Genomic DNA, 23,587 nt, shown 5'->3' with positions numbered 1-23,587 from the left:
GGGGTCTAGGTCGTGGGGGCCGCCGGGACCAGCACGTTCTCGCTGCGGCGGCCCTCCTTGTAGTCCAGGACGTTCCGCACCGTGGTGTCGATGATCTGACCGACCGCGTCCACCGTGTAGTACGCCTGGTGCGAGGTGACCACGACGTTCGGGAACGTCACCAGGCGGGCCAGGGTGTCGTCCTCGATGGCTTCGAGCGACTTGTCGAGGAAGAAGAGCCCGGCCTCCGCCTCGTAGACATCGAGCCCGACGCCCGCGAAACGCCCCATGCGCAGCTCCGAGACCAGGGCGTCGGTGTCGATCAGGCCGCCGCGGCTGGAGTTCACCAGGATCACGTCGTCCTTCATCATCCGCAGCGCGTCGGCGCCGATGATGTGCTGCGTGGCGGGAAGCAGCGGCACGTGCAGGCTGATCAGGTCGGCGTCGGCGAAGAGCTGCTCCTTGGCGACGTACTTCATGCCGAGCCCGACGCACGCGGGGTTCTCCGCGACGTCCCAGCCGAGCAGATTCATGCCGAAGCCGTGCGCGATCCGGGTGAACGCCTCGCCGATCTTCCCGGTGCCGAGCACACCGACCGTGCGGCCCCGCAGGTCCCGGCCCATCAGGCCGTCCAGCCTGAAGTCGAAGTCGCGGGTGCGGTTGCTGGCGCGGACGATGCGGCGGTTGACGGCCATCGCCAGGGTCCAGGCGAACTCGGCGACGGAGTACGGCGAGTAGTACGAGACGCGGGCGATGGTGAACCCGAGGCGTTCGGCGACCTGGAGATCGATGTTGTTGAACCCGGTCGAACGCTGGGCGATCATCTGCGTCCCGCCCGCGGCGAGGGTCTGCAGGACGCGGTTGCCGAGATCGGCGTTGACGCTGGTGGAAATGATCTCGTAGCCGGCGGCGATGGGGGCGGTGTCCTCGGAGAGGAAGACGTCCAGGCAGCGGACGTCGTGGTGGCCCTCGAAGGCCTTCTCGATCAGCGGCTTCTCGTCTGCCTGCACACCGAAGGCGAGGATTTCCATGCGGGGAGTCTATGTACCGCCTGGTGGGACGGCACCCGGAAGCCGGGCACCGTCCCGTTGTGTTTTCTCTGCGGGCCGCCCCTGGGCTGGGCGCGCAGTTCCCCGCGCCCCTTCGGGGCTCTCCTCAGCCGAAGAAGACCCCGACCTCGGAGTACAGCTTCGGGTCCACCGTCTTCAGACGGGCCGTCGCCTCGGCGATCGGGACCCGCACGATGTCCGTGCCCTGGAGCGCGACCATCTTCCCGAAGTCGCCGTCCCGCACGGCGTCGATCGCGTGCAGTCCGAAGCGCGTGGCCAGCCAGCGGTCGAAGGCGCTGGGCGTCCCGCCGCGCTGGACGTGCCCGAGGACGGTGGTCCGCGCCTCCTTGCCCGTGCGCCCCTCGATCTCCTTGGCCAGCCACTCCCCCACGCCCGAGAGCCGCACATGCCCGAAGGAGTCCTGCGTCCCGTCCTTGAGGACCATCTCGCCGTCCTTGGGCATGGCCCCTTCCGCGACGACGACGATCGGCGCGTACGACGCCTTGAACCGCGAGGTCACCCAGGCACAGACCTGGTCGACGTCGAAGCGCTGCTCGGGGATGAGGATGACGTTCGCGCCCCCGGCGAGCCCGGAGTGCAGCGCGATCCATCCCGCGTGCCGCCCCATGACCTCGACCACCAGGACCCGCATGTGCGACTCGGCGGTCGTGTGCAGCCGGTCGATCGCCTCGGTGGCGATGCCCACCGCGGTGTCGAAGCCGAAGGTGTAGTCCGTGGCGGAGAGGTCGTTGTCGATGGTCTTCGGTACGCCGACGACGTTGATGCCGTACTCGTCGGTGAGCCGCGCGGCGACGCCGAGGGTGTCCTCGCCGCCGATCGCGATGAGGGACTCGACCTCGTACTTGGCGAGGTTCTCCTTGATCCGGCGGACGCCGTTCTCCGCCTTGAGCGGGTTGGTGCGCGAGGATCCGAGGATGGTGCCGCCACGGGGCAGGATGCCCCGCACGGCCGGAATGTCGAGCTGGACGGTGTCGCCCTCCAGTGGACCGCGCCAGCCGTCCCGGAAGCCCACGAAGTCATAGCCGTACTCCTGCACGCCCTTGCGGACGACGCCCCGGATGACGGCGTTGAGCCCGGGGCAGTCGCCGCCTCCGGTCAGTACTCCGACCCGCATGGAAAAGTCCCTTCCCTGAGTGACCTGATGCGAGTCACGCTAATGGTGATCCAGGTCACTCAGGGACGGTGCGGACGGTCAATTCCTGGCCGGTACAGGGCAGTTGATCATGCGGGTTCACCCGTATGAGGGTCAGGCGTCGTCAAGACCGCGCTCGATCGCGTACCGCACGAGCTCCACGCGGTTGTGCAGCTGGAGCTTGCCCAGGGTGTTCTGCACGTGGTTCTGCACGGTCCGGTGCGAGATGACCAGGCGCTCGGCGATCTGCTTGTAGCTCAGCCCCTTGGCGACGAGCCGGAGCACCTCGGTCTCGCGGTCGGTGAGCTGCGGGGCCTTCGGCTCGTCCGGTGTTCCGGGCGCCGGATCGGACGCCAGACGGCGGTACTCGCCGAGGACGAGGCCCGCGAGGCCCGGCGTGAAGACCGTGTCGCCGACGGCCGTGCGGCGCACCGCGTCGGTCAGCTCCGCGGTGGACGCCGACTTCAGGAGATAGCCGGTGGCGCCGGACTTGACCGCCTCCAGGACGTCGGCGTGCTCGCCGCTGGCCGAGAGGACCAGGACGCGCAGGGCCGGGTTGGCGCCGACGAGTTCCTTGCAGACCTGGACGCCCGGCTTCAGGGGCAGGTTCAGGTCGAGTACGAGGACGTCGGGCGCCGCGGCCTGTGCGCGCCGCACGGCCTGCTCGCCGTCGCCCGCGGTGGCGACCACGTCGAAGCCGGCCTCCGCGAGGTCGCGGGCGACCGCGTCCCGCCACATCGGGTGGTCGTCGACCACCATGACCCTGACGGTGCCGTCCTGCTGTTGCTGCTCGCTCATCGTTCCTTTCCTGCCTTCCCCCGTGTGCTGCGTACGTTCGGTGGGTCCGCCGGGGCCGCCGAGTTCTCGGCGGTCCGCGGGACCCTCAGTTCCACTTCCGTGCCCTGGCCCGGCACCGAGATCAGCTCGGCCGTGCCCCCGATGTCCCGCAGGCGCCCCCGGATCGACAGGGCGACACCGAGCCGCCCCTCCCCCTCTGCCTCCGCGAGACGGCCCTCGGGGATGCCGGGGCCGTCGTCCCGCACCGTCACGATCACGGCGTCGGGCTCGTCCTCGACGAGGATCCAGGCACCGGCGTCCGGTCCCGCGTGCCGGTGGACGTTGTCCAGGGCGGCGCCCACCGCGGCGGCCAGTTCCCGCGCCGACCTCGGCGCGAGGGCGACCGGAGCGCCGGGCTCCGAGACGGTCACCTTCGCGCCCGCGTACGGGAAGAGCAGCGACCGCAGGTCACAGGGCTCGGCGTCGGCGGCTTCCTCCTCTTCGGGTTCATCCACCGCGCGGACGACGGCCCCAAGGGCGGCGTCCTCCGACTCGTGCGACGTCCGGACCAGGCCGCCCGCCACCAGCGTGCGCAGCGCGACCTCCTGCTCCCCCGCCATCCTGCCGAGCTCCGCCGCCTCGCCGCCGAGCGCGCTGCCGCGCCGCTGCACCATGGCGAGGACCTGGAGCACGCTGTCGTGGATGTCGCGGGCCAGGCGCTCACGCTCGCGGGTCGCGGCCTCGATCTCCAGGGCGCGGGCGAGGGTGCGCTCGGAGGCGCGGGCCACCTCGACGACGTAACCGATGGCGATGGACGCGATGCAGACGAGCAGGACGTTGTGGAGCGTGTCCTGGGTGGGCCTGCCGCGCTGCGCGATGTTGGCGACGCCGACGAGCGCGGAGGCGAAGGCCGCCCACCGCCAGCCGCCCTTGATCGCGAACGCGAGGACCGCGCCCGCCGTCCATATCGACGGCAGCGTCGGGCCGTCATGGACGATCCGCTGGTGCGAGTCGGCGACCGGCGTCAGGAGGATGCCGACCAGGGCGATGGTCAGGTCGATGACCAGGAACCGCTTGGTGCAGCTCGCCGCGTTCGCGACCTTCGGCAGCGTGCCGAGGGTCCAGCCCGCGAGCACCACGTAGAACGCGACGGCCACCCAGGGGCGGTCGAACTTCTCGTGCGCGGCCACGAAGAGGCCGATCGCGTACAGCATCGTCAGCACGCGGTAGCCGGTCAGGGCACGCCACAGCGGCTGCTCGACCGACATCCTCATGACGCGCACGCGCTTGGTCATGTCCCCCACCCCTTGGGCCGCCCCGCGGCGCCCCCCTGGCGCCCGGCTCCCCTGTGCAGCGACGCGATTACGCGCCGGACCGTTCCTTCTCGGCCGCCGCGGCCGCTTTCTCCGCCTTCTTCTCCGCTTCCTTCTCGGCCTTCGCCGCCTCCGTGAGCTGTCGCTTCGCAGCGGTCGCGTACACGTCGACGTACTCCTGGCCGGAAAGCTTCATGATCTCGTACATGACCTCGTCGGTCACCGCGCGCAGGACGAACCGGTCGTGCTCCATGCCGTGGTACCGGCTGAAGTCGAGCGGCTTGCCGATCTTGATGCCGGGCCGCATCAGCTTCGGCACCACCTTGCCGGGCGGCTGGATCTTCTCGGTGTCGATCATCGCCACGGGGAGCACGGGCGCCCCGGTGGCGAGGGCCACGCGCGCGAGGCCGCCGGGCTTGCCACGGTAGAGCCTCCCGTCGGGCGAACGCGTGCCTTCCGGGTAGATGCCGAAGAGCTCACCGCGCTCCAGCACCTCGATGCCGCTCTTGATGGCGGCCTCGCCCGCGCCGCGTCCGCCGGAGCGGTCCACGGGCAGCTGGCCCACGCCCTTGAAGAAGGCCGCCGTGAGCTTGCCCTTCACGCCCGGAGACGTGAAGTACTCCGCCTTCGCGATGAAGGTGACCTTGCGGTCGAGGACCGCGGGCAGGAAGAAGGAGTCCGAGAAGGAGAGATGGTTGCTCGCCAGGATGGCCGGTCCCTCGGCGGGTACGTTCTCAAGGCCTTCCACCCAGGGCCTGAAGCCGAGCTTCAGCGGCCCTCCGATGGCGACCTTCATTGCGCCGTAGATCAAACCGTGTGCCTCCTGTTAAGTGTGGATCAGACCTTAACCCGCAGTAGCTCCAAAGGGCCCGACGACCCTGGTCGGTGTCAGTCCGGTCGCGTACGGTGAAGTACTCCTCCACATCTCACGAAGGAGACCGAAGTGCCGGTCCTCCCCGGAGCCGAGCCGTACCGCCACGAGGGCGGCGAGGTCGGCGTCCTCCTCTGTCACGGCTTCACCGGTTCCCCGCAGTCCCTGCGCCCCTGGGCCGAGTACCTCGCGGACCGCGGCCTGACCGTCTCGCTCCCGCTGCTTCCCGGGCACGGCACGCGCTGGGAGGACCTCCAGGTCACCGGCTGGCAGGACTGGTACGCGGAGGTGGAGCGGGAGCTGCGCGCGCTCCTTGAGCGGTGCACGGAGGTCTTCGTCCTCGGCCTCTCCATGGGCGGCGCGCTCACGCTGCGTCTCGCCGCCAGGCACGGCGACGAGGTGCGGGGCATCGTCCTGGTGAACCCGGCGAACAAGGTGCACGGCCTGGCCGCGCACGCGCTGCCGCTCGCCCGGCATCTGGTGCCCTCGACGAAGGGCATCGCCAGCGACATCGCCCTCGAGGGCTCGGAGGAGATCGGTTACGACCGGGTGCCGCTGCACGCGGCGCACTCGATGCGCCGGTTCTTCCAGCGGCTCGACCGTGAACTGCCGCAGGTGACCCAGCCGTTGCTGCTCCTGCACAGCCCGCAGGACCATGTGGTGCCGCCCGCCGACTCGGCCAGGATCCTCAGCCGGGTGTCGTCCACGGACGTCACCGAGAGCATCCTGGAACAGAGCTACCACGTCGCGACGTTGGACCACGATGCGGACCGGATCTTCGAGGAGAGCTACGCGTTCATCGGCCGGCTCGCCCCCAGTGTCGGTAAGGAAGGGACGGCCACCGGTGGCTGAGCAGGACCGAATCGAACCCGACGGCGACGAGAGCCGCGAGCCCGAGAAGAGGCAGGAGCCCTCCGAGGGCCTGCCCCTTGACGAGGACGCGGCCTGGCAGGCGATCGTCGCGGGGTACGGCCAGGAACCGGCGGACCCGCCGGGCGCCAAGCCGTTCAAGTCCATCGAGGACCTGGCGCTGCTCGAACCGGAGACGAACGGCACTCCGGACGCCGCGGCCAAGGACGCCACCGCCCCCGACGACCCGGACGACTCCGGGTCCAAGAAGACGCTGGGCGGCTCCGTCTCCTTCGCCCCCGGCGTCGGCGGCCCGCGTGACTACGACGCCCCCGAGGCATCGGACGACGACCTGGGCGAGGACGACGAGGGCCACTTCGTCCCGCCGGAGCCGCCGCCGCTGCCCGCCGCGGACGTCACGGCGAAGTTCGCCTGGCTCGCCGTGCTCGGCGGCCCGCTGCTGCTTCTGCTCGCGGTGCTGCTCGGCTGGCAGATGACGTGGTGGCTGACGACGCTCAGCATCGGCGGCTTCCTCGGCGGCTTCGGCACGCTGGTGTCGCGGATGAAGGGTGACGACGAAGAGGACGAGGACCCGGGCCGCGGCGCGGTGGTCTAGAGGGCTAGGGGTCTAGCGGTGGTCTAGGGGTCTAGGGCCTCTCGGCCGCGGGGATCCTGAGGGCGGCGAGCACCGGCAGATGGTCGGTGGCCGCCCGCAGATCCGCCTCGCTCACCCCGTCGAGCTCCAACGGCACACCGCAGCCGATGACTTCGACCCCGGCCGTCGCGAAGATCGCGTCGATGCGCTGGTGCGGGTCCCCCGGCGTCGAGGTGTTCTCGCCGCCCCAGGGCGCGGTCGCCCAGCAGTCCCGCAGCTCCGTCGCGAGCCTGCGGAACGTACGCCCCTTGGGCCGGTCATTGAGGTCACCGCCCGCGACGGCGTGCTCCACGCCCATCCCGGCGAGCCGGTCGAGCAGCATCCCGCCCTGTGCGTACCGCTCGTCGGTCTGCAGGCTCAGATGGCAGCTCAGGACGCCGAGCCGGGCGCCGCCGAACCGCACGACGGCGGTCGCGAAGCCGCGCCGGTGCAGGCCGGGCGTCAGCGGAAGCAGCACGTCCTCGGTGCGCTCGACGGTGGCCCGCAGCGAGCAGAGCAGCGCGGGCCCCGAGGCGGTGGCGCCGCCCGAGAGCATCACCAGATCGGCGGCGCGGGCGAGCCGCGCCAGCTTCTTGCGCCACCGGAAGAAGCGGGGCGCTTCCTGGACGAGTACGAGGTCGGGCGCGCACGCGGCGATGACCCGGGCCAGCGCGTCGGTGTCGTCCCGCATGGACCGGATGTTGTAACTGAGCACCCGGACCACGGCTGAACCGTCGTCTTCGGTCCGGGAGTTGGGGAGCGTCACCATGGGGATCAAGATAGTCGGTGACCTACCCCGTTGTGGGCAGGCGTTCCGCAGGGCGATTGGGGCCTCCCCTGCTCGAGCGAAGCCGAGAGCTTGGGGAAGGGTGGGCACAACGCCCGAAGCCGTCGGGCACCGGCAAAGCACGGCGCCCGCCGTCCCCGCAGGGGGACGACGGGCGCCGACAAGAACCGCCGAGGAGCGACTAGCCCTGCCGAGCAAGGTCAGCCGCACCCACGAGCCCCGCCTTGTTGCCCAGCTGCGCTGCAAGCACCTGCGCATGCGGACGCCACTGCCCACCGATGAGCCACCGCCGGAAGGACTTCCGGATCGGGTCGAGCACCAGCTCGCCCTCGTCGGAGAGCCCGCCGCCCACGATGAACGCGGAGGGGTCGAAGAGCGAGGCCAGGTCGGCGAGGCCCGCTCCGGCCCAGCGGGCCAGCTCGCGGTAGGAGTCCACGGCGACCGGGTCGCCCTGGCGCGCCGCCTCGCTGATGTGCTTGCCCTGGATGCCTTCCACCGTGCCGTCGCCGAGCCCGAGGAGAATCTCCGCGGCCTCCGGCGTCGCGTTGGCCCGCTGCTGTCCGTACCGGACGAGGGCGCGCCCCGACGCGTACTGCTCCCAGCAGCCCTGGCTGCCGCAGCCGCAAAGGAGCCCGTCCGGGACGACCCGGATGTGCCCGAATTCGGCGGCCACGCCGAAGCGCCCGCGCCGCAGTTTGTTGCCGATGATGACGCCGCCGCCCAGGCCCGTGCCCAGCGTGATGACGATGACGTCCTCGTGGCCCTGGCCCGCGCCGAAGCGGTACTCGCCCCAGGCCGCGGCGTTCGCGTCGTTCTCGACGACGACCGGCAGTCCGACCCGCTGCTCGACCTTGTCCTTGAGCGGCTCGTGGCGCCAGTCGATGTTCGGTGCGAAGAGAACGGTGGCGCGCTTGTCGTCGACGTAACCGGCGGCGCCGATGCCGACGGCCTCCACGTCGTTCCCCTTGCCGGCCCCGGACACGGCGGCACAGATCGCGTCCACGATGCCTTCGGCGGTCGGCGGCGTGGGCACCTTGTGGGTGTCGAGAATGGTGCCCTCTTCGTCGACCACTCCGGCCGCGATCTTTGTGCCGCCGATATCGACGCCGATGGTGAGTCCCATGTGTCCCTCAGTTTCGGTCGAGCCCCGCTACGGGCAACCGTACCCGAGGGGTAGTCAGTCCAGGTCGATGTGTTCCGCGGGACCGGGCCCCTCGTCGCGCGGGTCCGGGCCCTTCGCCGCGTCGCTCCCGCGGGTCCAGCGGCCCTCCTGGCCCTCGACCGCGGAGCGGTAGGCGGCGAGCAGTTCACCGCCCGCGGCGGCGAGGTGGTCGAAGACGTCGGGATTGCGCTCGATGACCGGCTCGACGGCGGCCTTCGCCTGCTGGACGACCTGCTTCACGGTCTGCTCGACGGCGCCCTGCGCGACCGCGCCGAGCAGCGGACCCTGGAGTCCGGTCAGCTTCTCCGACACGGCGTCGACGAGCTTGCGCAGCTCCTCGGCTGCCGATCCGGGCGGCGTTCCGTACTGGGCACGGCGCCGGGCCTTCTCCGCCGCGAGGTCCTCGGCGCACGCCTTCTCCCACGCGTCGGCGTCGGTGTCGGCCGCTTCGGGTTCGGGCACTTCGCGCTCGGTGGCATCGCTCATGACGGACAGACTCCTGCGGAGGGCGGCTATGGATTCGTACTCTCGACGTTACCCGAACGGCGGTTGCCCGTTCACCGTGTCTGCGGCCACAGATCCGGGTCGGGCGTGAACCGCACGCGCAGCTCGCCGTCGCGCAGTCCGGCGCCCGCGACGGTGCAGCGGCGCAGGGCGGAGGGCAGGGTGACGATGCGCCGGAAGGGTCCCGCGGTGACGACCAGTTCGTCGCCGCGCCGGATCAGGCCGAGCTCCTCGCGTACGACTCCGGGGAGCGGGATGTGCCAGACCAGTACGCCGTCGTCGGCGAGGGCGTCGAGGACGGGCCACTTCACGGGCTCGGGCGCCGCGGCGGGGGCGGGCACCCCGAGGGCGGCCAGGTCGTCGGCGCCGCGCGGATCGCGCCCCAGGTGCGGGAGCGGACCGAGGCTCTCGCCGTACGTCTCCTCCCACTCGGCCAGTGTCTTGCGCTGCTGGGCGACGAGCCCGGAGAGCCAGGTGTCGGCGGTGTCGTCGGGCAGGACGCGGTTGGCGGCCAGGGCGTCGGTGCGCAGGCCCTGGAGGGCGAGGCCGGTGGCGGCGGCGCGCACGGCGTCGGCGCTCGCGGGTCCCGGCTCGGCGACCAGGCGGACCGTCGTGCCCGGGTCCTCGATCACGGCCTGCGCGGCGGCGAGTTCGATGTCCCAGCGGGCCGCGGTCTCGTACAGCCAGGCCGCGGGCATCGGGACGCCCGCGATACGGCCGAGCATGGGCCGCAGGGCGCGGGCCGCCTGCCGCTCGGCCGGAAGCAGCCTGCGGAGGTAGCGGCGCAGCTGCTCGGGGAGGGCGAGGACCGCGAGGGCGCGGGGCGCCGGAGGCAGGTCCACGACCACGGTGTCGTACGCGCCCTGCCCCGCGTCGCGCAGGGCGCGCAGCAGGGCCAGCTCGTCGCTGCCGGGCAGCGGGGTGAGCTCCTCGCCTTCGAGGCGTCCGGCACCGAGCAGGTCGAGCGCGGATCCGGCGCGCTGTTGCAGGGCCAGGAGGTCGTCACGGAACTCGTCGCCGGGGGTCAGGCGCTGGACGGTGAGGCCTTGCTCTTCACCGTCGAGTACCTCACCGATGCCTCGGTCGGCGGAGATCAGGAGAACTCTGCGGTTGCCCTCGCGGGCTGCGGACAGCGCGGTGGCCGCGGCGACTGTGGTTCGGCCTGAGCCGCCGGGGCCGGTGACGAGGAGGGTGCGCATAAGGGTGAACGGTACGTGAGTTCGGGCCGCCGCTTCGCGGCGATCTTTCCCGCCCACCCACCCGTTACTCCGCAGTGGTCAGTCCTGAGGACCCGACTCCACTCGCTTCTTCAGGCCCGCCAGCGCCCGGTCGATGATGACCTTCTCCGCCTTGCGCTTGATCATCCCGAGCATGGGGATCTTGACGTCGACGATCAGCTTGTACGTGACCTCCGTGCCGGTCCCCGACGGCTTCAGCAGGTACGACCCGTCGAGCGAGCGCAGCATCTGCGACTTGACGAGGGTCCAGCTGACCTCGTTCTCGCCGGTCCACGTGTAGCCGAGCGTCTGGTCGTCCTTGATCGCGCCCGCGTCCATGACGAGGCGGACCTGCTTGGCGCGGCCCTGGTCGTCGGTGTCGAGGACCTCGGCCTCCTTCACCTCACCCGTCCAGTCCGGGTAGCGCGCGAAGTCGGCGATCACTCCCATCACCTCGGCCGGTGCCGCCTCGATCGTGATGCTCGAGCTGGTGTGTTCCGCCATCGCTGTGGCTCCTCCAGATGCGGTCCGGTACGGGGGGTGGTGTCTACGTGTGTGACGCGTGAAGGCTACCGCGCACGAAGTGGCCCTCCCTCACCACTCCAGGGCCCACGGCCTGCCCGAGCTCGCGAAGTGCCCCACGTTCACACACTCGGTCGCCCCGATCCTCATCCGCCGCGTCAGCGGTTGATGGACGTGGCCGAAAAGTGCGTACCTCGGGCGGGTCTTGTGAATGGCTGCGAGCAGCGCCCGGCTGCCTCGCTCGAAGCGGCGCGCGACGGTGTCGTACACGAGCTCGGGGACGTCCGGCGGGATGTGCGTGCAGAGCACGTCGACCTCGCCGACGGCCTCGATCTTGGCCGCGTACTCCTCGTCGCTGATCTCGTAGGGCGTCCGCATGGGCGTGCGCAGGCCGCCGCCGACGAAGCCGAAGACCCGGCCGCCGATCTCGGCACGACCGCCGTCCAGGACGGTGGTGCCGGGGCCCGCGTACTCGGGCCAGAGGGTCGGTATGTCGACATTGCCGTACGTGGCGTACGTCGGCGTGGGGAAGGCGGCGAACATCTCTGCGTACTGCTTGCGCACCGCTTTCTCGATGGCGGTGCCGCGGTCCACCCCCGCCCACAGCCGGGCGCCGAAGTCCCTGGCCTCGTCGAATCGGCGGGCGGTGCGCAGCTCGACGAGGCGGTCGGTGTTCTCCTCGCCGAAGAGGTCGGGGAAGATGCCGCGCGTGTGGTCGGCGTAGTCGAGGAAGAGCACCAGGTCGCCGAGACAGACGAGCGCGTCGGCTCCCTCGCCCGCGCGGGCGAGATCCTTTGTATTGCCGTGCACGTCACTGACCACATTGACCCGGAAACCTGGCATGCCGATCACCCTAGAACGAGCGGGCAAACGTGGGTAGAGGCCCCGAGAAGCACGGAGAAGGGGGCGGACCTGCGGTTACTTCCGAGTCGGGAATGGCGTGGCGTACTGTGCGGTTCAGACCACAACGTCGTGTGACGCACCGAACATCTGGCCCGGACCCCCTACCGAACAAGCCATACCCATGGGTAACGTCCGGGCAGTCCAGTAGTGCTCCAGCTGTCTTTCCCCCCATTTCCCCCGGAGCACCTGCCCGATCTTGGACCGCACCGTCGCATCGCACAACGTCGTGGCGCCGGCGCCCTATGTAGGAGCAGCAGTCTTGCGCGAGTTCAGCCTTCCGGCCCTGTACGAGGTCCCTGCGGACGGCAACCTGACCGACATCGTCCGCAGAAATGCCGCGCAGCACCCGGATGTCGCCGTCATCGGCCGCAAGGTGAACGGCACCTGGCAGGACGTCAACGCCAAGACATTCCTCGTCGAGGTGCGCGCCGCCGCGAAGGGGCTCATCGCCTCCGGAGTGCGCCCCGGCGACCGCGTCGCCCTGATGTCCCGCACCCGCTACGAGTGGACACTCCTCGACTTCGCGATCTGGAGCGCGGGCGCGGTCACCGTGCCGGTGTACGAGACGAGCTCGGCCGAGCAGATCCAGTGGATCCTCGGCGACTCCGGCGCCGTGGCCATCATCGTGGAGCTCGACGCGCACAGCGCCGCCGTCGACGCCGTGCGCGACCGCCTTCCCGACCTGGTCAACGTCTGGCAGATCGACCGCGGCGGCGTCGCCGAGCTGAACCGCGCGGGCGCCGACGTCTCCGAGGAGACCGTCGACGAGCGCGGCGCGGTCGCGGGCGCCGACGACCCGGCCACCATCGTCTACACCTCGGGCACCACGGGCCGCCCCAAGGGCTGTGTCCTCACGCACCGCAGCTTCTTCGCGGAGTGCGGCAACGTGGTGGAGCGCCTGAAGCCGCTGTTCCGTACCGGTGAGTGCTCCGTCCTTCTCTTCCTTCCCGTCGCGCACGTCTTCGGGCGCCTGGTCGAGGTCGCCGCGCTGATGGCGCCGATCAAGCTGGGCCACGCGCCGGACGTCAAGAACCTCACGGACGAGCTGGCGTCGTTCCGGCCGACCATGATCCTGGGCGTCCCGCGCGTCTTCGAGAAGGTCTACAACTCGGCGCGCGCCAAGGCGCAGGCCGACGGCAAGGGCAAGATCTTCGACAAGGCCGCGGACACGGCGATCGCGTACAGCCGCGCGCTCGACACCCCGAGCGGCCCCTCGCTCGGCCTGAAGATCAAGTACAAGACGTTCGACAAGCTGGTCTACAGCAAGCTGCGGGCCGTCCTCGGCGGTCGCGGCGAGTTCGCGATCTCGGGCGGCGCGCCGCTCGGCGAGCGCCTCGGCCACTTCTTCCGCGGCATCGGCTTCACTGTCCTGGAGGGCTACGGACTCACCGAGTCGTGTGCGGCCACCGCCTTCAACCCCTGGGACCGCCAGAAGATCGGCACGGTCGGCCAGCCGCTGCCCGGCTCGGTCGTCCGGATCGCTGACGACGGCGAGGTGCTGCTGCACGGCGAGCACCTGTTCACGGAGTACTGGAACAACGAGGGCGCGACCGAAGAGGCTCTGGCCGACGGCTGGTTCCACACGGGCGACATCGGCACGCTCGACGAGGACGGCTACCTCCGGATCACCGGCCGCAAGAAGGAGATCATCGTGACGGCGGGCGGCAAGAACGTCGCCCCCGCGGTGATCGAGGACCGTATCCGCGCGCACGCTCTCGTCGCGGAGTGCATGGTCGTGGGCGACGGCCGCCCCTTCGTGGGCGCGCTCGTCACGGTGGACGACGAGTTTCTTGGCCGTTGGGCCTCGGACCACGGGAAGCCTGCCGGTTCCACCGCGGCGTCGTTGCGGGACGACGTGGACCTTCTCGCGGAGATCCAGAGCGCGGTGGACGACGGCAACGCGGCGGTCTCCAAGGCGGAGTCGGTGCGGAAGTTCCGTGTCCTCTCCTCGCAGTTCACGGAGGAGTCGGGGCACCTGACGCCGTCGCTGAAGCTGAAGCGGAATGTGGTGGCGAAGGATTACGCGGACGAGATCGAGGCGATTTACCGCGGGTAGCGTTGGCGGGGCCGCCCACTCGCCGTGGGGGGGGCCTTGTCTCTTCGCGGCTCCCGGTCTCTTGTGGTTGCTCGCGCAGTTCCCCGCGCCCCTTACGGGGCCCAGCTGAGCGCCCCTTTAGGGGCGCGGGGAACTGCGCGACAAGCCCATGACGGCGGTCAGTCGCGCGACAACCCCCGGCGGCACCCCGCCAGGCGCTACAGCAGCTCCCGCAGCCTCTCCGCCAGGAGATCCCAGCGCCACTTCTCCTCGACCCACTCCCGGCCCCGCTCCCCCATCCGCGCCCGCAGCTCCGGATCATCCAGCAGGGTGACGATCCGGTCAGCGGCCTCCTCCGGGGAGCCGCCCCGGACCACCCACCCCGTCTCACCGTCAAGCACCGCGTCCGGCGCCCCGCCGGAATCCCCGGAGACCACCGGGAGACCCGTCGCCGAAGCCTCCAGGTAGACGATCCCGAGGCCCTCCACGTCGAGCCCGCCCCGCCGGGTCCGGCACGGCATGGCGAAGACGTCCCCCGCGCCGTAGTGCGCGGGCAGCTCCTCCCACGGCACCGCCCCGGTGAAGCGAACCGACTCGGAGACACCCGTCTCGGCGGCCAGCTTCCACAGCTCCTTCTCGTAAGGGCCGCCCCCGACGACAAGAAGCACCGCCTCAGGCTCCCGAGCCAGAATCCTCGGCATGGCCAGGATCAGCGTGTCCTGCCCCTTGCGCGGCACCAGCCGCGAGACGCACACCACGACCGGGCGGTCCGTCAGACCGAGCCGGGCCCGCACGGCGTCCCCGCCGGAGCCGGGGTGGAAGGTCTTCTCGTCGACGCCGGGCGGCAGTTGGACCATCCGTCCGGCCGCCGCGGGGCTCAGCGCCGCGGCGATGCGCGAGCGCGTGTACTCACCCAGATAGGTGATCGTGTCCGTCGAATCGCCGATGCGGCGGAGCAGTTGGCGTGACGCGGGCAGCTGGGCCCAGCCCGCCTCATGGCCGTGCGTCGTGGCGACGAGACGCCGCGCGCCCGCCTTCCGCAGCGCCGGGCTCATCAGACCGAGCGGCGCCGCAGCCCCGAACCACACCGACTCACAGCCGTGTTCCCGCAGGAGCGAGACCGCGCGCCGCGTGACGCGCGGGGTCGGGAGCAGCATCGTCGTGGGGTCGCGTACGACCTTGAAGGGCTGCTCGGCGTCGAAGGCGGCCGTCGCATCGGCGCCCTCGCGCCCCCGCTTCCACGTGGAGGCGTAGACGACGAGCTGTTCGGGGTCCAGGCGCAGCGCCATGTTGTGCAGGAACGCCTGGATGCCACCGGGCCTGGGCGGGAAGTCGTTCGTGACGATCAGGGTCTTGTGCATCGTCGCCGACAGTACCGAAAGCCCGCGAAGGCGTGGGACGGCCTCGCCCCCTTGATCGGCCCCGCCTCTTGGCCCATGCACAGCCGCGCCCGGCATCATGACTCACCGAATCACAATGAAGTATCCGAAAAGGGGCGTGGTGCGCGTGGTGCGGATCCTGACCGTCTGGGCCTTGACCAGGACCGTGCTGCTGCTCTGCGTCCTCAAGGTGCTCACCGCGCCGGGCCCCGACGTGACCAGCGACGTCTCCGTCATCTACCAGGGCTGGTACGAGGTCCTGCGCACCGGCACCTTCCCGCTCGACGACGTCACCTGGCAGTACCCGCCCGCCGCCGCCCTCGCGATCCTCTCCCCCGCCCTGCTGCCCTTCCTCGGCTACGCCACGGCCTTCTTCGTGCTCGCCCTCCTCGCCGACGCGCTCGTCTGCGGGCTGCTCCTCTACGCGGGCCGGCGGCCCGGCAAGTCCCTGAGGGGGGCCTGGGTGTGGGTCGTGGGCGTGGCGCTGCTCGGGCCGACCGTGTACGCCCGTTACGACGTGATGGTCACGGCCGTCGCGGTCGCCTCGCTGCTCGCAGGCGCCCGGCATCCCCGCACGATGGGGGCGCTTGCGGGGTTCGGCGCGCTGCTCAAGGTGTGGCCCGCCCTGCTGCTCATCGGCATGCCACGCGCGCGTGCCACCCGGAGCTCCTGGGGCGCGGCGGCCGCCACCGCCCTTGGCCTCACCCTCGCCTTCCTGGTGACGATGCCCGGCGCGCTGGCCTTCCTGACCTTCCAGCGCGACCGCGGCACCGAGGTCGAGTCGCTCGGCGCGCTCGTCTTCCACGTCGCACGCCACCTCGGCTGGCAGGGCGAGGTGCAGCTCAACTACGGCTCGGTGGAGTTCCTCGGCCCCTACGTCCCGCTGGTCAGCACGGTGGCCCAGGGACTCTCCGTGGCGGCCCTGTGCTGGCTGCTCGTGTGGCGGCTTCGCGCGCGTGCCTGGTCGGCGAGCACGGTCGCGGACGCGGCCTTCGTCGCCGTACTGCTGTTCACGGCGACGAGCCGGGTGATCAGCCCGCAGTACCTCCTGTGGCTGGTCGGGGTCGCCGCCGTGTGCATGGCGTTCCGTGCGAGCCGCATGGTGCTGCCCGCGCGCCTGGTGCTCGCGGCCACGCTCGTCACGTTCCTGGAGTTCCCGATCTGGTTCTCGCACGTGGTGGCGAGCGATCCGCTGGGCATCGCGCTGCTCTTCGTACGCAACGGCCTGCTCGTCGCGGCGGCCCTGATCGCCTGCCGGAACCTGTGGCGGCAGACGGTGTCCGAACCCCGGGGCCGTGAGCGCGCGTCGGCGCCCGCGGACGTCAGCCGAGCTCAGCGCGCAGATACGTACGCCAGCGCGCCGTGAAGTCCTCCGGGGTGGTGTCCAGGACGTCCCTGAGCGCGTCCTGGACCGCACCCGGCCGCTTCTTGTGCGCGCCGACCGCTTCGTAGAAGCCCGTCAGCTTCTCCTCGCCCCACTGGTCGGCGATCATCCGGCAGGCCAGCCACGATCCTTCGTACGCCTGGGCCAGCTTCCCCGCGTCCCCGCTGAAGCCGAACGCGTCGTCCTCGGGGAGCGCGCCGGGCAGCTGCTCCCGCTGGACGGCGCGGCGCAGTTCGGGGGCGGCCTGTGCGGCGGTGCGGCCCGTGCCGCGGTAGCCCACCCAGTCGGCGAAGCCTTCGGAGAGCCACAGCGGGGTCGCCTGCGAGGTGTGCGCGCGGGTGGCGACATGGGTCGTCTCGTGCGTGAGGACGACCTGTTTGCCGAAGTCGCCGAGCACACCGTACGCCTCGGGGTTGACGATGATCCGGTCGGCGGGCGCAGAACCGGAGCCGCCCGCCTCGCCCGTGGTCACCGCCGCGATCCCCTGGTACCCGGAAGCGGGCGATCCGAGCAGTCCCGCCATGCCGTCCAGGGACTTGGGCACCAGGACGACGACCCGCCGCGGCCACTTCCCCGGCCAGGCGCCGCGCACCAGGGGGACCGCGCGGTCGGCGAGGTCCGCGTACCCGCGCAGGGTCGTCCTGTCCCGTTCGCTGCGCCCGACGCCGAGGACGAGGCTGTGAGTGCCCCGTACGGACGTGACGGGCCCCTGGTCCCAGAGTTGCTGCGTGGCCTTCTTGGCGGGGCGCTCAGCGGCGACGTACCACCCTCCGTCGCGCTCCTGGAGCGTGAGCGTGCGCGAGGTGGTGAGCGGCTCGCTGTCGTAGCCCTTGATGCGGTACCGCAGGTCCGCGGTGGCCGTGGCCCGCGCGCCGCTGCGCTCGAAGCCCGTCAGGCGGTACTGCCAGGAATCGAGCGGCACGTCGCGCAGGTTGTCCCAGGCGTCGGTCTCCGCGCCCGTCGCGCGGTACGCCTTCGCGTCCCGGTCGAGCACCGCCTCCGCGCGCCGGTCGAGCATCCTGCGCACGTCCGAGGGCGCGGCATCGGGCGCCGAAGGACCGCCGCACCCGACGAGCAGGGCGACACAGATTCCAAGGACCCACGACCCACGCCCGCGACCAGCCACGTTTCAGATCGTACGGGCAGCGGGCCGCGGGCGGACGGTCAGATCCGCGTCACTGACGACACCGGCATCATGCCGACCGGGTCGTAGCGCACGGGCGCTCCGGGGTAGGGCGCGTGCACGACCTGGCCGTTGCCCATGTACATCCCGATGTGGCTGGCGTCGTCGCGGTAGGCCACGAGGTCACCGGGCTGCGCCTGGGACATGGGCACCTGGCGCCCCGCGTACCGCTGGGCCTGCGAGGTGCGCGGCAGGCCGACGCCCGCCTGTGCGTACGACCACTGCGTGAGGCCCGAACAGTCGAAGCCGGAGGGGCCGTTGGCGCCCCACACGTAGGGCTTGCCGACGGCAGAGCGTGCCGCGGCGATGGCGGCAGCGGCGCGCGAGGAGGACGGCGCCGCGCCCCCGAGGTCCGGCATGTCGTCGCGTCCCGAGCGTGACGCCCTGTCGTACCCCTCCCGGTCCTGCGCGGACAGGGAGTTGAGCAGCTTGCGCGCCTTGGCCAGCTTGTGCTCGACGCTCCGCTTGTGGCGGGCCACCGCGGTGCGGCTCTTCTCCAGCTCGGAGAGCTTGTGCCCGGCCTCCGTGCGCTCCTGGGCGAGGCTGCGCTGGGCCTTCTGCAGATCGGTGAGTTCACCGGCCTGCCGGGCGCTGATGCGGTCGAGGGCCGCCGCCTTGTCCAGATAGGCGTCCGGATCGGAGGAGAGCACCAGGGCGAGGGAGGGGTCGATGCCGCCCGAGCGGTACTGCGCCCCGGCGAGCGAACCGAGTGCGCCGCGCATGGTGTTGATGCGCTCCTGGCCGCGGGCGACGCTGTCCTTGGCCCGCTCGACCTGCTTGCGCAGCGTGTCCGCGCGCTCGTCGGCCTTGTTGTACGCCTCGGTGGCCTTCTCGGCCTGCTCGAAGAGGCGGTCCACCTTGGCCTTGGTGGTGGCCGGGGTGTCCTGCGGTGCGGCGCCCGCCGGTGTGGCGGCGAGGGCGGCCGCGGCGGTTGCCGCGGCGGCTGACAGGACGGTGACGCGCGTGCTCCGGTCCAGACCGGACAGCGCGGGACGACGATGGGACCCCACGGGAAGCCGCTCTCCCTCCGCTGACGGACCCCCGGACGAAGGACGAACCGGGGGAAAGTCCCCCCGATCCGTCGGGGGAATGCGCGCGACAGTAGCCGTGGGACCACGTCACGGCCAAAGACCCGGCCGTGCACACAACGTGACGCCCCGCCGGAGACGCAGGTCACCGACGGGGCGCGGGGTCAGCGGGAGTTGCCGTAATTCGCCCGTTTGGGCGGCACTCCGGTCGTTTCAGATGCGGACGTCCGGGGGTGAACCCCGGCCGGGGAGCGTCAGATGCGGACGCCGAACTGGAAGGAGCCGATGGTGGACATCGACTCGTAGCGCACCACGGCGCCCGGCTTCGGGGCGTGCAGCACCTGGCCGTTGCCCGCGTACAACCCGACGTGCGCGAGGCTGTTGAAGAACACCAGGTCGCCCGGCTTCAGCTCGCCGCGACCGATCTTCGGGCCGTCGTTCTGCTGGGTGTAGGTGGTCCGGGTGATCTGGACACCGGCCTGGTTGTACGCCCACTGCGTGAGGCCGGAGCAGTCGTAGGAGTTGGGGCCGCTGCCGCCGGAGACGTAGGGCTTGCCGATCTGCGTCGCCGCGGCGCTCAGGGCGGCCTGGCCGCGCTGCGAGGCCGGGGCCTCCTTGCCGAGGTCCACGCGGTCGCCGGCGTCGCGGCTCGCGCGGGTCTCCTTGGCGGCGAGGGCCGCCTTCTCCTTGGCGGTGAGGGTGTTGAGCAGCTGCTGGGCCTCGCCGAGCTTGCTCTGGACTTCCTTCTTCTTCTTGCCCAGTTCCTTGCGCGTGTCGGCGAGGTCCTTGAGCTTGTCGGAAGCCTCCTTGCGCTCCTGCGCGAGGGTCCGCTGCTTCTCCTGGACCTTCTTGAGCGCCTCGACCTGCTGACCGCTCAGCTGGTCCATGGTCGACGCCTTGTCGAGGTAGTCGTCCGGGTCGGCCGAGAGGAAGAGCTGGACGGAGGGGTCCAGGCCGCCGGAGCGGTACTGCGCGCTGGCCATCGAACCGAGGCCGCCGCGCAGGTCGTTGAGGTCCTCCTGGCCGCGGGCGACCTTGTCCTGAAGCTCGCCGATCTCCTTCTCGAGCTTCTCCTGCTTCTCCTTGGCGCCGTTGTACCGGTCGGTGGCCCGGCCCGCGTCCTCGTAGAGCTTGTCGACCTTGGACTTGACCTCGTCCTTGCTCGGCTTCTCACTCGGCGTCGCGTTGGCCGCCTGGGAGGTGAGTGCGACGGCAGCGGCGGCGGTCGCGGTGAGCACGGTCACCCGCGCGCGGCTCGGCTGCTTGGGTCGGCGGTGGGACGCCACGAAGGCGGCTCCTTCTCCTCCAGCCGCCTGCCGAGATCCGGCGGGCGGGTACCACCGCTGCCACCCCGGATGGGTGATCAACCGAGCGGAGGTTCGAGGCGAGACCCTAGTGACCTTCTTGTGATCAGTTCAAATCCTGACCGGCAAAAAGTGGGGTGCGGGGCGCATATTTTACCGATAACGCACAGGCAGTGATGATCAATTGACGCTACGTCGCGTAGTCGACGCCCCAATTCGGGCATAGGGAACAGGAGTTACTTGCGCACCCTTTGACGGTGAAAGCGACGTACGTCAGCCATGCGGAAGCGGCCTGCGTCAGCCGCGCGAAAGCCGCTTCAGGAGGACGGCCGAAGCGACCGGGCGCGCCCCCGCCTTCGCGATCCCGTCGGCTACTTCGCGGTCGGTCGACACGACCACCACAGGGCGCCCGGGAGGCTCCGCGCGTACCAGCTGGCGGATCAGTTCGTCCGCGGTGACGCCGGCCTTCGAGAACAGCACCCGCACCCCGCGCGGCGGCGCGAGCAGCACGGGCGCGGCGAGTTCGGCCCCGTCGAAGACACAGGTCATCTCGGCGCCGGTCTGGGCGGCGAGCTGGGAGAGCGAGCCGAGCAGCCGCAGCCGCTGCTTCTCCAGGGGCATCGTCGGATAGCCGGTCTTGGTGACGTTGTAGCCGTCCACGACCATGTGCGCCTGCGGCAGCGCGAGCAGCTGGTCGATGATCGCCGGGTCGTTCTCGGAGAGCGCGCGGGCGGCGATGTCCTTCGGGGTCATGCGCCCCGGCTCGACGGCGTCCACGGTCTCGGCGGGCCGCACGGAGACGGGCGGCAGGGCCAGTTCACGGCGCAGCCCCTGGGCGGACTCAAGGACCGTGTCGAGCAGCAGCCGCACCCGCATGTCCTCGACGCTGCGGCCCTCGCGCGCCGCCCTGCGGCTGGCCTCCAGGGCGGCCTCGGTCTCGCTGAGCCGGGCCTTGAGCCGCCGGGCCTCGCTCTCGGCGGCGGACAACTGCGCCTGGCCCTCGGCCCGTGCGGCATCGGACTCGGCGGCGGCCTTGCGCAGGGCCGCCTCGCCGCGCTTGACGTCGCTGAGGGCACCGCGCAGCTTGCGGTGCATCGATTCGGCTTCCTTCTTCGCCGACTCCAGCTCCGTGCGCAGCCGTTCGGTCTCGGCCTTCGTGTGGCCGCGGGCCGCCGCAAGCTCCTCGCGCAGCCGTTCGAGTTCCGCCCGCGTCTCGTCGTCGACGCGCTCGGCGTCCGCCCGCAGTGCCTCCTCGCCCGCGGCGGTCACCAGCTTCACCCAGCCGGTGGGACGCAGCACATAGGCCGCGGCCGCCACATCGAGGGGGTCCGCGGCCGGGGGTGGTGAGCCCGCGTCCAGGGCGCCGGTGAGCTCGGGCTGCGCCTCTCTGAGACGTTCGCCGATGCGCTGCCGGAAGAGCGGGTCGCCCTCCAGGGCGGTCGCCATGGCGTTGCCCGCGAACTTCGTGCGCCGCGTCGGCGTGAAGCGGGCGTACTGCCTCAGCTGTGCGGGCAGTTCGCTGACCGTGAGGCCGCCGAAGCCGTCCGAGACGATCTGGACGACCCGCCGGCGCACTCCGTCGGGCAGCGGACGGTCGAGCACCTCAGCGGCGCCGTCGTCCGGCTCCCCGCTTGCGCTCTCCACCATCCGTCACCCCACTACCTGTGCGGGGCCCGCTCCCTCAGGAGCCGGCGCCCGGCCTGTCCACGAGTTCCACCTGGTCCACCGCATTGCACCAGCGGCAGCGCACCGACTCGATGGTCTCACTGACCACCTCACGTTCCTCGACGTTCGACTCACCGGCCAGGTCGAGGTGCACATATTCGACGACCTTCGAACTGCGGGTCACGTCGAAACGCGTGAGGTTGCCGCAGAGCTGGCAGCGCCACCTGGTGGTGTCGGTCGGCAGAGGAACCGTCATCGTGGCTGTTCGCTTTCCTTCGGAATTCCATGGTGCGTGGTGCCCGTAACCCTAAGGCCTGTAAGGGTCTCCATGCGGCGGCCTCCCACGCGGCGGGGCGGTCTGTACGGTTTGCTGCGTTTACGTCATGCTCTGTTCATGATCAAGACATGGGGTACGACGGCGGGCCGAATGATCAGGGGGCAGTCGGCCCCGGTGACGTACGGCCTGATCGCCGCCTGCTCCCTGGTCTTCCTGATCTCCCCGGTGTCCGGGTTCAATCCGGTGTACGGCACGGGCGACGAGCTGCTCGCCGCCCAGCAGGCCTACTTCGAGCGCTGGGGCGTGGTCCCCTCCGAGCTGTTCAGCGGGGCGCTGCGGCCCTTGCTCGCCCCGGCCACCGCTCTCTTCGTGCACGGCAGCTGGCTGCACCTCCTGGGCAACATGCTCTTCCTCTACGTCTTCGGGGCGATGGCCGAGGAGCGGATGGGGCACCTCCAGTTCGCGCTCTTCTACCTCGGCTGCGGCTATCTCGCCCTGTTCGCCTACGCGGTCGCGCACGCGGACTCCGACCAGACCCTGGTGGGCGCGTCGGGGGCGATCTCCGCGGTGCTCGGCGCCTTTCTGCGCCTCTTCCCCAAGGCGCGGGTCACCAGTCTCTTCCCGTTCCTCTTCTTCCTGCCGCTGCGCTTCCCGGCGTGGGTGGTGCTGCCGTTCTGGGTGGCGCTCCAGTGGCTGGCCGCGCTGCAGGGCGGGCAGGGTCCCGGTGTCGCCTATCTGGCCCATCTCGTGGGCTTCTCGCTGGGCTTTCTCTACGCATGGGTGCGCTATGGCAGGACGGCTAGAGTGAAGAGGCCAGCACCGGCCACAGAGGGAGACAGTCAGCCGTGATCACCGCGATCGTGCTCATCAAGACCAGCGTGGACCGGATCCCGGAGATCGCCGAGTCGATCGCCGCCCTCGACTGTGTCAGCGAGGTCTTCTCCGTGACCGGTACGTACGACCTGATCGCCATGGTGCGCGTCGGGCGCCACGACGACCTGGCCGACGTCATCCCCGGCAAGATCAGCAAGATCCCGGGCGTGGAGGCGACGGACACGCACGTCGCGTTCCGCACGTACTCGCAGCACGACCTGGAAGCGGCGTTCGCGATCGGCCTCGACTCCTAGGCGTCCGCTCCTAGGCGTCCGCGCCCGGCCCGACTCGTAGGCGTCCGCGCCCAGCCGCCGGATGAGGGTTTCTTCATCTGCGGCTCATGCTGCTCACGCACTGCGCCCAGCACGCTCGCACGCATGGTCTTCTCCCACCGCATGGCGGCCCTGGCCGCCGTCGTGGCGATCCCGCTCGGCATCGCCGCGACCAGCTACGCCCTGACCGACAGCCCCGAGCCTCCCAAGGCCCCGCCCAAGGTGGAGCTGGAGAGCGGCTCGCCGTCCTCGTCGTCATCACCGTCATCGCCGTCATCGCCCTCCTCACCGTCCTCGAAGCCCACCACCCCCCGGCCGACGCCGAGCGACGAGACGGTGTCCCCGCCGCCGGTGAGCGAGAATTCCTCGGGCGATGACAACGACGACGACGGCAACGAAGGCAGCGGCCAGGGCGACAACGACGACGACGGCCCTGGTGACGACGGCTGAGCGCCCGCACCGCTGGA

General features: G+C 70.9%; 24 protein-coding genes. 7 read left to right on the top strand and 17 right to left on the bottom strand.

The window, feature by feature from the left end:
• Positions 1-5 precede the first annotated feature (5 nt).
• The 5 genes from M4V62_RS30490 to M4V62_RS30470 all read right to left on the bottom strand — a co-directional run bounded on the left by M4V62_RS30490 (position 6) and on the right by M4V62_RS30470 (position 5,067).
• Positions 6-1,010: a 2-hydroxyacid dehydrogenase gene (locus M4V62_RS30490; RefSeq protein ID WP_249590396.1), complete on the bottom strand. Its 1,005-nt coding sequence runs from the start codon at positions 1,008-1,010 to the stop codon at positions 6-8.
• A 124-nt stretch (positions 1,011-1,134) separates the two neighbouring features.
• Entirely contained in the window at positions 1,135-2,163 is a 1,029-nt protein-coding gene (locus M4V62_RS30485) for a 6-phosphofructokinase (protein ID WP_249590395.1), read from the bottom strand.
• A gap of 132 nt (positions 2,164-2,295) precedes the next feature.
• Positions 2,296-2,979 (bottom strand): response regulator, encoded by a 684-nt coding sequence (locus M4V62_RS30480; protein WP_249590394.1) that lies wholly within the window; start codon positions 2,977-2,979, stop codon positions 2,296-2,298.
• Positions 2,976-4,253 carry a MacS family sensor histidine kinase gene (gene macS / locus M4V62_RS30475; protein ID WP_249590393.1) on the bottom strand — a complete coding sequence of 426 codons (1,278 nt, stop codon included), beginning with the start codon at positions 4,251-4,253 and terminating at the stop codon, positions 2,976-2,978. The genes M4V62_RS30480 and macS overlap by 4 nt, the downstream gene beginning before the upstream one ends.
• 67 nt (positions 4,254-4,320) lie before the next feature.
• The gene (locus M4V62_RS30470; RefSeq protein ID WP_249593080.1) at positions 4,321-5,067 is read right to left on the bottom strand and encodes a lysophospholipid acyltransferase family protein; all 747 of its coding nucleotides are present in this window, start codon (positions 5,065-5,067) and stop codon (positions 4,321-4,323) included.
• Between the two features lie 147 nt (positions 5,068-5,214).
• Between M4V62_RS30470 and M4V62_RS30465 the strand changes: the two genes are divergently transcribed.
• Both M4V62_RS30465 and M4V62_RS30460 read left to right on the top strand, forming a co-directional pair.
• Entirely contained in the window at positions 5,215-5,994 is a 780-nt protein-coding gene (locus M4V62_RS30465; RefSeq protein WP_249590392.1) for an alpha/beta hydrolase, read from the top strand.
• Positions 5,906-6,607 (top strand): hypothetical protein, encoded by a 702-nt coding sequence (locus M4V62_RS30460; protein ID WP_425575196.1) that lies wholly within the window; start codon positions 5,906-5,908, stop codon positions 6,605-6,607. The genes M4V62_RS30465 and M4V62_RS30460 overlap by 89 nt, the downstream gene beginning before the upstream one ends.
• Before the next feature lie 31 nt (positions 6,608-6,638).
• Here M4V62_RS30460 and M4V62_RS30455 read toward each other — a convergent pair whose 3' ends face one another.
• The 6 genes from M4V62_RS30455 to M4V62_RS30430 form a co-directional block, all read right to left on the bottom strand.
• On the bottom strand, positions 6,639-7,394 hold the full coding sequence (locus M4V62_RS30455) for an endonuclease/exonuclease/phosphatase family protein (RefSeq protein WP_249590390.1): 756 nt from the start codon (positions 7,392-7,394) through the stop codon (positions 6,639-6,641).
• Between the two features lie 199 nt (positions 7,395-7,593).
• Positions 7,594-8,535, bottom strand: a complete 942-nt coding sequence (locus tag M4V62_RS30450) for an ROK family glucokinase (RefSeq protein WP_249590389.1) — start codon at positions 8,533-8,535, stop codon at positions 7,594-7,596.
• 54 nt (positions 8,536-8,589) lie between these two features.
• A complete protein-coding gene (locus tag M4V62_RS30445) occupies positions 8,590-9,060 on the bottom strand; it encodes a DUF5304 domain-containing protein (RefSeq protein WP_249590388.1) in 471 nt (156 codons plus the stop codon).
• A gap of 71 nt (positions 9,061-9,131) precedes the next feature.
• Complete coding sequence (locus M4V62_RS30440) at positions 9,132-10,277, bottom strand: ArsA family ATPase (RefSeq protein ID WP_249590387.1); 1,146 nt, start codon at positions 10,275-10,277, stop codon at positions 9,132-9,134.
• A 78-nt stretch (positions 10,278-10,355) separates the two neighbouring features.
• A complete protein-coding gene (locus M4V62_RS30435) occupies positions 10,356-10,799 on the bottom strand; it encodes an SRPBCC family protein (RefSeq protein ID WP_249590386.1) in 444 nt (147 codons plus the stop codon).
• Between the two features lie 90 nt (positions 10,800-10,889).
• Complete coding sequence (locus M4V62_RS30430) at positions 10,890-11,660, bottom strand: metallophosphoesterase family protein (protein WP_249590385.1); 771 nt, start codon at positions 11,658-11,660, stop codon at positions 10,890-10,892.
• A gap of 319 nt (positions 11,661-11,979) precedes the next feature.
• Here M4V62_RS30430 and M4V62_RS30425 point away from each other — a divergent pair, with 319 nt between their 5' ends.
• Positions 11,980-13,776 carry an AMP-dependent synthetase/ligase gene (locus tag M4V62_RS30425; protein WP_249590384.1) on the top strand — a complete coding sequence of 599 codons (1,797 nt, stop codon included), beginning with the start codon at positions 11,980-11,982 and terminating at the stop codon, positions 13,774-13,776.
• A gap of 197 nt (positions 13,777-13,973) precedes the next feature.
• On the opposite strand, the gene M4V62_RS30420 is transcribed toward M4V62_RS30425, so the two are convergent.
• A complete protein-coding gene (locus tag M4V62_RS30420; RefSeq protein WP_249590383.1) occupies positions 13,974-15,116 on the bottom strand; it encodes a glycosyltransferase family 4 protein in 1,143 nt (380 codons plus the stop codon).
• Between the two features lie 115 nt (positions 15,117-15,231).
• On the opposite strand from M4V62_RS30420, the gene M4V62_RS30415 reads away from it, so the two are divergent.
• Entirely contained in the window at positions 15,232-16,500 is a 1,269-nt protein-coding gene (locus M4V62_RS30415) for a glycosyltransferase family 87 protein (RefSeq protein ID WP_249590382.1), read from the top strand.
• Here the strand turns inward: M4V62_RS30415 and M4V62_RS30410 are convergent.
• From M4V62_RS30410 to M4V62_RS30390, 5 genes are all read right to left on the bottom strand, one after another.
• Positions 16,457-17,644 (bottom strand): hypothetical protein, encoded by a 1,188-nt coding sequence (locus M4V62_RS30410; RefSeq protein ID WP_249590381.1) that lies wholly within the window; start codon positions 17,642-17,644, stop codon positions 16,457-16,459. The two genes, M4V62_RS30415 and M4V62_RS30410, sit on opposite strands and share 44 nt — an antisense overlap.
• Positions 17,645-17,682: 38 nt before the next feature.
• Positions 17,683-18,711: a C40 family peptidase gene (locus M4V62_RS30405; protein ID WP_249590380.1), complete on the bottom strand. Its 1,029-nt coding sequence runs from the start codon at positions 18,709-18,711 to the stop codon at positions 17,683-17,685.
• Positions 18,712-18,983: 272 nt separating this feature from the next.
• Positions 18,984-20,015: a C40 family peptidase gene (locus tag M4V62_RS30400; protein ID WP_249590379.1), complete on the bottom strand. Its 1,032-nt coding sequence runs from the start codon at positions 20,013-20,015 to the stop codon at positions 18,984-18,986.
• Positions 20,016-20,330: 315 nt separating this feature from the next.
• On the bottom strand, positions 20,331-21,680 hold the full coding sequence (locus M4V62_RS30395; protein WP_249590378.1) for an NYN domain-containing protein: 1,350 nt from the start codon (positions 21,678-21,680) through the stop codon (positions 20,331-20,333).
• Positions 21,681-21,714: 34 nt separating this feature from the next.
• Positions 21,715-21,954, bottom strand: a complete 240-nt coding sequence (locus M4V62_RS30390) for a hypothetical protein (RefSeq protein WP_160504588.1) — start codon at positions 21,952-21,954, stop codon at positions 21,715-21,717.
• Positions 21,955-22,092: 138 nt separating this feature from the next.
• On the opposite strand from M4V62_RS30390, the gene M4V62_RS30385 reads away from it, so the two are divergent.
• The 3 genes from M4V62_RS30385 to M4V62_RS30375 all read left to right on the top strand — a co-directional run bounded on the left by M4V62_RS30385 (position 22,093) and on the right by M4V62_RS30375 (position 23,570).
• The gene (locus M4V62_RS30385; RefSeq protein WP_249590377.1) at positions 22,093-22,824 is read left to right on the top strand and encodes a rhomboid family intramembrane serine protease; all 732 of its coding nucleotides are present in this window, start codon (positions 22,093-22,095) and stop codon (positions 22,822-22,824) included.
• Positions 22,821-23,102 carry an Lrp/AsnC family transcriptional regulator gene (locus M4V62_RS30380; protein ID WP_249590376.1) on the top strand — a complete coding sequence of 94 codons (282 nt, stop codon included), beginning with the start codon at positions 22,821-22,823 and terminating at the stop codon, positions 23,100-23,102. The genes M4V62_RS30385 and M4V62_RS30380 overlap by 4 nt, the downstream gene beginning before the upstream one ends.
• 123 nt (positions 23,103-23,225) lie before the next feature.
• On the top strand, positions 23,226-23,570 hold the full coding sequence (locus tag M4V62_RS30375) for a small secreted hydrophilic protein (RefSeq protein WP_249590375.1): 345 nt from the start codon (positions 23,226-23,228) through the stop codon (positions 23,568-23,570).
• Positions 23,571-23,587: the final 17 nt, after the last annotated feature.

Source organism: Streptomyces durmitorensis (genome assembly GCF_023498005.1).
Classification (GTDB): Bacteria; Actinomycetota; Actinomycetes; order Streptomycetales; family Streptomycetaceae; genus Streptomyces; species Streptomyces durmitorensis.
Note: the sequence above shows the minus strand (reverse complement) of the source record. Positions and strands in the feature narration are given on the sequence as shown.

Coding starts and splice junctions, on each gene's coding strand:
- M4V62_RS30470 (WP_249593080.1), bottom strand. CDS start 5,067: ATGAAGGTCGCCATCGGAGGGCCGCTGAAGCTCGGCTTCAGGCCCTGG.
- M4V62_RS30445 (WP_249590388.1), bottom strand. CDS start 9,060: ATGAGCGATGCCACCGAGCGCGAAGTGCCCGAACCCGAAGCGGCCGAC.
- M4V62_RS30385 (WP_249590377.1), top strand. CDS start 22,093: ATGATCAAGACATGGGGTACGACGGCGGGCCGAATGATCAGGGGGCAG.
- M4V62_RS30490 (WP_249590396.1), bottom strand. CDS start 1,010: ATGGAAATCCTCGCCTTCGGTGTGCAGGCAGACGAGAAGCCGCTGATC.
- M4V62_RS30375 (WP_249590375.1), top strand. CDS start 23,226: ATGGTCTTCTCCCACCGCATGGCGGCCCTGGCCGCCGTCGTGGCGATC.
- M4V62_RS30455 (WP_249590390.1), bottom strand. CDS start 7,394: ATGGTGACGCTCCCCAACTCCCGGACCGAAGACGACGGTTCAGCCGTG.
- M4V62_RS30480 (WP_249590394.1), bottom strand. CDS start 2,979: ATGAGCGAGCAGCAACAGCAGGACGGCACCGTCAGGGTCATGGTGGTC.
- M4V62_RS30450 (WP_249590389.1), bottom strand. CDS start 8,535: ATGGGACTCACCATCGGCGTCGATATCGGCGGCACAAAGATCGCGGCC.
- M4V62_RS30440 (WP_249590387.1), bottom strand. CDS start 10,277: ATGCGCACCCTCCTCGTCACCGGCCCCGGCGGCTCAGGCCGAACCACA.
- M4V62_RS30420 (WP_249590383.1), bottom strand. CDS start 15,116: ATGCACAAGACCCTGATCGTCACGAACGACTTCCCGCCCAGGCCCGGT.
- M4V62_RS30395 (WP_249590378.1), bottom strand. CDS start 21,680: ATGGTGGAGAGCGCAAGCGGGGAGCCGGACGACGGCGCCGCTGAGGTG.
- M4V62_RS30460 (WP_425575196.1), top strand. CDS start 5,906: ATGCGGACCGGATCTTCGAGGAGAGCTACGCGTTCATCGGCCGGCTCG.
- M4V62_RS30435 (WP_249590386.1), bottom strand. CDS start 10,799: ATGGCGGAACACACCAGCTCGAGCATCACGATCGAGGCGGCACCGGCC.
- M4V62_RS30390 (WP_160504588.1), bottom strand. CDS start 21,954: ATGACGGTTCCTCTGCCGACCGACACCACCAGGTGGCGCTGCCAGCTC.
- M4V62_RS30430 (WP_249590385.1), bottom strand. CDS start 11,660: ATGCCAGGTTTCCGGGTCAATGTGGTCAGTGACGTGCACGGCAATACA.
- M4V62_RS30415 (WP_249590382.1), top strand. CDS start 15,232: ATGAAGTATCCGAAAAGGGGCGTGGTGCGCGTGGTGCGGATCCTGACC.
- M4V62_RS30485 (WP_249590395.1), bottom strand. CDS start 2,163: ATGCGGGTCGGAGTACTGACCGGAGGCGGCGACTGCCCCGGGCTCAAC.
- macS (WP_249590393.1), bottom strand. CDS start 4,253: ATGACCAAGCGCGTGCGCGTCATGAGGATGTCGGTCGAGCAGCCGCTG.